Consider the following 5,817-nt stretch of genomic DNA (forward strand, 5'->3'; position numbering starts at 1 on the left):
TTGGGGGCGGCGCGGGGGGGCGGGGGGGTGGGGAGCGTGGGGCCGGTGGGGCTGGTGGTGCGGGGAGAGGGCACGCGCGGGGGGCCGCTGGCGGGGTGCGCGCGGGAGCTCGGCCGGGGGGGGCTCGGGGAGGGTGGCGGGCGTGTATCGGCATCCGTGACCACCGACAACGCGGCCGAACGCGATGACCTGCCCGTGCCGCCTGCGCCCGATACCTCCCGCCCTGCCAAGCTCGCCCCGAGCGAGCAAACGCCAGTGCCGGAAGACGTGGTGGCCGAGATCGAGGCCTTCAAAGAACTGGTGCGCAAACGTGACCCCGGCGCGTTGAAGCGTCCAGATTCGGCGCCGCCGCTGTTGCCGGAGCCGCCGGGCCTCAAGCGACTGCGGCCGGACCCCCAAGCGAACGCTCTGCCGCCGCGGCCCTCGCTGGATCTGCGTAACCGTCTGCCGCCGTTCTCGATGAGCGTGCACGTGTACAACAGCGACCCCCAACAGCGGTTCGTCTACATCAACGGGCGCAAGCTGGGCGAGGGGCAGAAGAGCGGCGAGGGCATCCAACTGGAGCAGGTGGTAACGGACGGCGCGGTGCTGAGCTATGACGGAGAGCGGTTCTTCCAACAGCGCTGAGCTGGCGGACCGTGGTGCATCAGCAATGAAGCGGACGTTCAACGCGCTGCGAGAGGCTGAGCACAACATGCGCCCCCACAATATCCGTGCATAGCCTATGTCGGAAAGCCACCTGATAGCCGCGGCTCAGCGGACCAGCAGCACCAGCACGACGACCAGTCCAACCACGGCCGCGAGCGGCAAAATGGCCGCCTGCCAGTCACCCTTTTCCGCCTTCGGACCATGCTCCTGCCACTGCTTGAACGCGGGCCAGAGGTAGAACAACAGCATGATCATGACGCCGGCGGCGGCGATCTTCAGGAACAGCTCCATTGCGGTCTCCCCCTGCGGATGCAGGGAAATGGGGACAAAAGAAAGCCCGGCCGTGTGCGGGCCGGGCGTTGCCAATGTGCCGGATGGGCGCGCATGGCGCCCCGGCTAGGTTACTCGTCGCCCATGATCCCGAGGATCTGCAACAGGCTGATGAAGATGTTGAAGATGCTGAGGTAGATGCCGTAGGTGGCCATGATGTAGTTGGTCTCCTGGCCATTCTTGATCCGGCTGGTATCGAACAGGATGAACCCGCTCATCAGCAAAATGATGGCGCCGGAGACCGCGAGCGACAGGGCCGGCATGCTCAAGAACAAGTTCGCGATGATCGCGACCACGACCACCATCATCCCCGCGAACAGGAAGCCGCCCATGAAGCTGAAGTCGGTCTTGCTCGTCAGCGCGTAGCCGGACAGGCCGAGGAAAATCAAGGCCGTGCCGCCGAAGGCGGTGGCGATGATGCTCGGGCCATTGGGCAGGGCGAGGTACATGCTGAGGATGGACCCGAGCCCGAACCCGAGCAGGCCGGTGATCCCGAAGATGACGCCGACACCCGCGGCTGACTCCGCCGTGCGCGGCAGCACGAAGATGCCGAGCACCATGGCGACAATCACGGACGCCAAATAGACCCAAGACGGCATAGCCAGGGCCATGGAGATCATCGCGGTCAGCGCGCTGAAGCCGAGAGTCGCCGCCAAGAGCAGGTAGGTGTTCTTCAGAACCTTGTTGGTGGCGAGGACGTCTTGTCTGGGTTGCGCAACTGAGTATTGGTTAGCCATGACTGATGACTCACTCCTCAAATTTCGGTTGGAAAACGGCCGCGGCTGAGCCATGTAGCGCTGCGGCACGATTGCAAACGCAGCATACCCGAGTGGCCGACGCATGCAAGCCCGTGCGCGCCGCACGCGAGACCGCACCGTAACTGCCGCTGTCTGACCGCGTTGGCGGTCGCGCGGTTCCGACGAATCACACGCCCACGGATCGGACACAGGGCTCGTCGTTTGCGCCGCATTGCGGTACTCTAAGGCGTCAGTGTGGGCATCGGCCGCCTCTTCAATGACGGCGGCGGTTCACCGACGGCGACCGACGCGAGCCCAGTGCCCAGTGCCCAGTGTCCGCCCGCCGCCGCATCCGCTCGGAGAGGTGGCAGAGCGGTTGATTGCACCGGTCTTGAAAACCGGCGTGGGTTAGTAGCCCACCGTGGGTTCGAATCCCACCCTCTCCGCCAACCCGACTCTGCCGACCATTGTCCCGCGCCAGTACCGAGCGCTTCTGCCTAAGCATCTTTGACCGCCGAGGAGCACCGGGGACGTCGAAACTGTGGCGTCCAGGCACGGTCCGATGCCCAACACCGGCGGCCAACCGAATCGCAGCGTGCGTGCACCTCAGTGGCGACAGCGAGTCGGCGGCAGCGACTCCCGACAATCAGATCCACGGAGGCAACTTCGATGTTCGACACCGACATGCAGATCGCAGGCTACGACGACGAGCTCGCCCGGGCCATCCGCGACGAAGAGCGCCGGCAGGAGGAGCACGTCGAGCTGATCGCCTCCGAGAACTACGCGAGCCCTCGGGTCATGGAGGCACAGGGCACGGTGCTCACCAACAAGTACGCCGAGGGTTATCCCGCCAAGCGCTACTACGGCGGCTGCGAGTATGTGGACGTGGCGGAGAACCTTGCCATCGAGCGTGCCAAGCAGCTCTTCGGCGCCGCCTATGCCAATGTCCAGCCCCACTCCGGCTCACAGGCCAACGCGGCGGTATTCATGGCGCTGTGCCAGCCGGGTGATACCGTGCTCGGCATGAGCCTGGCAGACGGCGGCCACCTGACCCACGGCGCCAAGCCCAACTTTTCGGGCAAGCTCTACAACGCCGTGCAGTATGGCATTCGCGCCGACAACGGCGAGATTGACTACGAGCAGGTGGCAGCCCTCGCCCAGGAGCACCAACCGCGCATGATCATCGCCGGGTTTTCCGCTTACTCCCGCGTGGTCGATTGGCAGCGTTTCCGCGACATTGCCGACAGCGTCGGCGCCTATCTCTTGGTGGATATGGCGCACATCGCAGGCCTCGTGGCTGCCGGCGTGTACCCCAACCCGGTGCCCATCGCCGATGTCGTCACCACCACCACGCACAAGACCCTGCGCGGCCCGCGCGGCGGCCTGATCCTGGCCAAGGAGAACCCAGAGCTTACCAAGAAGTTCAATTCCCTGGTCTTCCCGGGCACGCAAGGCGGCCCACTCATGCACGTCATCGCGGCCAAGGCCATCGCCTTCAAAGAGGCCATGGAGCCTGGCTTCAAAGACTACCAGCGCCAGGTGATCCTGAATGCGCAGGCCATGGCGGAAGTATTCCTGTCCCGCGGCTATGACGTGGTCTCCGGCGGCACTGACGACCATTTGTTCCTGGTGAGCTTCATCGAGCAGGGCCTCACCGGTAAAGACGTGGACGCCTGGCTGGGTGCCGCCAACATCACCGTCAACAAAAACGCGGTGCCGAACGACCCGCAGTCACCCTTCGTCACCAGCGGCATCCGCGTCGGCACGCCCGCCATCACCACCCGCGGCTTCGGTCTGGACGAGGCCAAACAGCTCGCCGGCTGGATGTGCGATGTCATCGACGCGCGCGGGGATGTCGCCGTCATCGAGCAGATCAAGGGCCAGGTGCTCTCGCTCTGCGCGCGCTTCCCGGTATACCAAGCCCACGCCGGCTGAGCGCCGGCGCGCGCCCGAGTCAGGCTGGAAGTCCCGCCGATGCGCTGTCCGTTCTGCGGTGCGCAGGACACCAAAGTGGTGGACTCGCGGCTGTCCGGCGACGGCGATCAGGTTCGGCGCCGGCGACGCTGCGTGGTGTGCAACGAGCGCTTCACCACCTATGAAGGCGCCGAGCTGAACCTGCCGCGGGTGGTGAAACGCGACGGCAGCCGAGTGCCCTTCGACGGCCGCAAGCTGCGCTCGGGCATCATGCGCGCCGCCGAGAAACGCCCCATCAGCACCGAGCAGATCGACGCCGCCGTCTCCCACATCAACCGCAAGCTGCTTGGTAGCGGAGAGGGCGAAGTCAGCAGCGGGCGTATCGGCGAGCTGGTGATGGACGAGCTGCGCGAGCTGGACCAAGTAGCCTACGTGCGCTTCGCATCGGTCTATCGGGAGTTCGAGGATGTAGACGCCTTCCGCGAGGAGATCGAGCGCCTCAAGCGCCAGCCCACCGCCGAAGAAAAAGCGGCCCAGCTGGATCTGCTCGCGGGCCTGGAGCAGGTGCGGGACACCAATAAGCCGTGAGCCGTGCGATGGAGGATGCACGCATGATGGCCCGCGCCATCGTGCTGGCGCGCCGCGGGCTCTATACCACCGACCCCAATCCCCGCGTCGGCTGTGTGCTGGTGCAGGACGGGCGTATTGTTGGTGAAGGCTACCACCGCCGCGCCGGCGAGCCCCACGCCGAGCGTAACGCCATCGACGCCGCCGGGGAGCGCGCCTCGGGCGCCACGGCCTATGTGACCCTCGAGCCCTGTTGTCATCACGGCCGCACGCCGCCTTGCACGGATGCATTGCTCGAAGCCGGCGTCGCTCGCGTTGTCGTCGGCATGGAAGACCCGAACCCCATGGTGCGCGGCAAGGGTCTGGCGCGCCTGCAAGCCGCCGGTATCGAGATCACCACCGGGGTTCTGGAAGGCGATGCGCGCGCGCTGAATCCCGGCTTCGAGCAGCGCATGCGCGGCGGTCTGCCCTATGTGCGCTGCAAGCTCGCCGCCAGCCTGGATGGGCGCACCGCCATGGCCAGCGGCGAGAGCAAGTGGATCACCTCCGACGACGCCCGCCGCGACGTGCACCGGCTGCGGGCACGCTCGTCCGCCGTGATCACCGGCATCGGCACCGTGCTCGCTGATGATCCGCATCTGAACGTGCGCCTCGGTCCCGAGGAGTTTTCGGCGCTGTGGCCGGACGAGCTCCCGCGACAGCCGCTTCGCGTTGTCGTTGACAGCGGGCTGCGCATGCCGCTGGACGCCCGCATGCTGCGCCTGCCCGGCGCCACGCTCATCGCCACCTGCGAGCAGAGCCCCAAGGCCATTGCGCGGGCCAACGCCGTCGGTGCCGAGGTGCGCGTCTTTCCGGCTGATGCGCAGGGCCGCGTGGACCTCCGCCTGCTGCTCACGTACCTCGCCGAGCGCGAGATCAACGAGGTGCTCATCGAGGCAGGCCCCACGCTCGCCGGCGCCGCCATGGAGCTTGGCTTGGTGGACGAGTTGGTGCTCTATCTCGCCCCCCACCTGATGGGCAGTGCCGCTCGCGGGCTCTTCCACCTGCCTGGCATCGAGCGAATGGATCAGCGCCTTATGCTCGGGATCCGCGACATGCGGCGGGTCGGTTCCGACCTGCGGCTCACCTTGCGCCGGCGCCCCGGCTCGGAGGGCGATCACGCAGCCTAGTGCCCTTGGCCCTTGCCCCGCTGCCCTCCATGTCGGTGCCTATCCAACCCCAACGGCCCCGCCCGCAGAGGAGCGCGACATGACCGATCAAGACCGTCTCGAAATAGAGGCCGCCGCCTTCCGCGGCTTGGTGGCGCATCTGCAGCAACGCACAGATGTGCAAAACATCGACCTCATGAACCTTGCCGGCTTCTGCCGCAATTGTTTGTCCAAGTGGTACCTCGCCGCCGCCCGGGCGCGCGGTATCACCATGAGCGATGATGAAGCCCGCGAGGCCATCTACGGCATGCCCTATGCCGAGTGGAAGGACAGGTACCAGCGGGAGGCGACGCCGGAGCAGAAGCGCCGCTACCAGGAAACGGCGCCGCAGCATGCCGTCATCGAGATTCCGGAGCCTTAAGGAAGCGCCGATTTATTGGCGCTTCCCGTGCGGGGCAGGACGCCCCGCCATT

The 5,817-nt window shown here is 66.4% G+C and carries 7 protein-coding genes and 1 tRNA gene; 6 read left to right on the forward strand and 2 right to left on the reverse strand.

Annotated features, from left to right (window positions below):
* Nucleotides 1-627, forward strand: a 627-nt coding sequence (locus tag I6U14_RS09310; RefSeq protein ID WP_296898719.1) for a general secretion pathway protein GspB, incomplete at its 5' end; no start/stop codon positions are given.
* 126 nt (nucleotides 628-753) lie between these two features.
* Here the strand turns inward: I6U14_RS09310 and I6U14_RS09315 are convergent.
* Both I6U14_RS09315 and I6U14_RS09320 read right to left on the reverse strand, forming a co-directional pair.
* The gene (locus I6U14_RS09315; protein ID WP_295887907.1) at nucleotides 754-939 is read right to left on the reverse strand and encodes a hypothetical protein; all 186 of its coding nucleotides are present in this window, start codon (nucleotides 937-939) and stop codon (nucleotides 754-756) included.
* A gap of 110 nt (nucleotides 940-1,049) precedes the next feature.
* Nucleotides 1,050-1,715: a Bax inhibitor-1/YccA family protein gene (locus tag I6U14_RS09320; RefSeq protein ID WP_296898721.1), complete on the reverse strand. Its 666-nt coding sequence runs from the start codon at nucleotides 1,713-1,715 to the stop codon at nucleotides 1,050-1,052.
* Nucleotides 1,716-2,073: 358 nt separating this feature from the next.
* Between I6U14_RS09320 and I6U14_RS09325 the strand changes: the two genes are divergently transcribed.
* The 5 genes from I6U14_RS09325 to I6U14_RS09345 all read left to right on the forward strand — a co-directional run bounded on the left by I6U14_RS09325 (nucleotide 2,074) and on the right by I6U14_RS09345 (nucleotide 5,765).
* Nucleotides 2,074-2,164 (forward strand) — tRNA-Ser (locus I6U14_RS09325).
* Between the two features lie 220 nt (nucleotides 2,165-2,384).
* Nucleotides 2,385-3,650: a serine hydroxymethyltransferase gene (gene glyA / locus I6U14_RS09330; RefSeq protein WP_296898723.1), complete on the forward strand. Its 1,266-nt coding sequence runs from the start codon at nucleotides 2,385-2,387 to the stop codon at nucleotides 3,648-3,650.
* Nucleotides 3,651-3,689: 39 nt separating this feature from the next.
* The gene (gene nrdR / locus I6U14_RS09335; protein WP_296898724.1) at nucleotides 3,690-4,217 is read left to right on the forward strand and encodes a transcriptional regulator NrdR; all 528 of its coding nucleotides are present in this window, start codon (nucleotides 3,690-3,692) and stop codon (nucleotides 4,215-4,217) included.
* A gap of 8 nt (nucleotides 4,218-4,225) precedes the next feature.
* The gene (gene ribD, locus I6U14_RS09340; protein ID WP_367115651.1) at nucleotides 4,226-5,365 is read left to right on the forward strand and encodes a bifunctional diaminohydroxyphosphoribosylaminopyrimidine deaminase/5-amino-6-(5-phosphoribosylamino)uracil reductase RibD; all 1,140 of its coding nucleotides are present in this window, start codon (nucleotides 4,226-4,228) and stop codon (nucleotides 5,363-5,365) included.
* 79 nt (nucleotides 5,366-5,444) lie between these two features.
* Nucleotides 5,445-5,765: a DUF1244 domain-containing protein gene (locus I6U14_RS09345; RefSeq protein WP_296898725.1), complete on the forward strand. Its 321-nt coding sequence runs from the start codon at nucleotides 5,445-5,447 to the stop codon at nucleotides 5,763-5,765.
* Nucleotides 5,766-5,817: the final 52 nt, after the last annotated feature.

Origin of the sequence: Thiohalocapsa sp. (genome assembly GCF_019695415.1) — a bacterium.
In the GTDB taxonomy this organism is placed as follows: domain Bacteria; phylum Pseudomonadota; class Gammaproteobacteria; order Chromatiales; family Chromatiaceae; genus Thiohalocapsa.

Coding starts and splice junctions, on each gene's coding strand:
- I6U14_RS09320 (WP_296898721.1), bottom strand. CDS start 1,715: ATGGCTAACCAATACTCAGTTGCGCAACCCAGACAAGACGTCCTCGCC.
- I6U14_RS09315 (WP_295887907.1), bottom strand. CDS start 939: ATGGAGCTGTTCCTGAAGATCGCCGCCGCCGGCGTCATGATCATGCTG.
- glyA (WP_296898723.1), top strand. CDS start 2,385: ATGTTCGACACCGACATGCAGATCGCAGGCTACGACGACGAGCTCGCC.
- ribD (WP_367115651.1), top strand. CDS start 4,226: ATGGAGGATGCACGCATGATGGCCCGCGCCATCGTGCTGGCGCGCCGC.
- I6U14_RS09345 (WP_296898725.1), top strand. CDS start 5,445: ATGACCGATCAAGACCGTCTCGAAATAGAGGCCGCCGCCTTCCGCGGC.
- nrdR (WP_296898724.1), top strand. CDS start 3,690: ATGCGCTGTCCGTTCTGCGGTGCGCAGGACACCAAAGTGGTGGACTCG.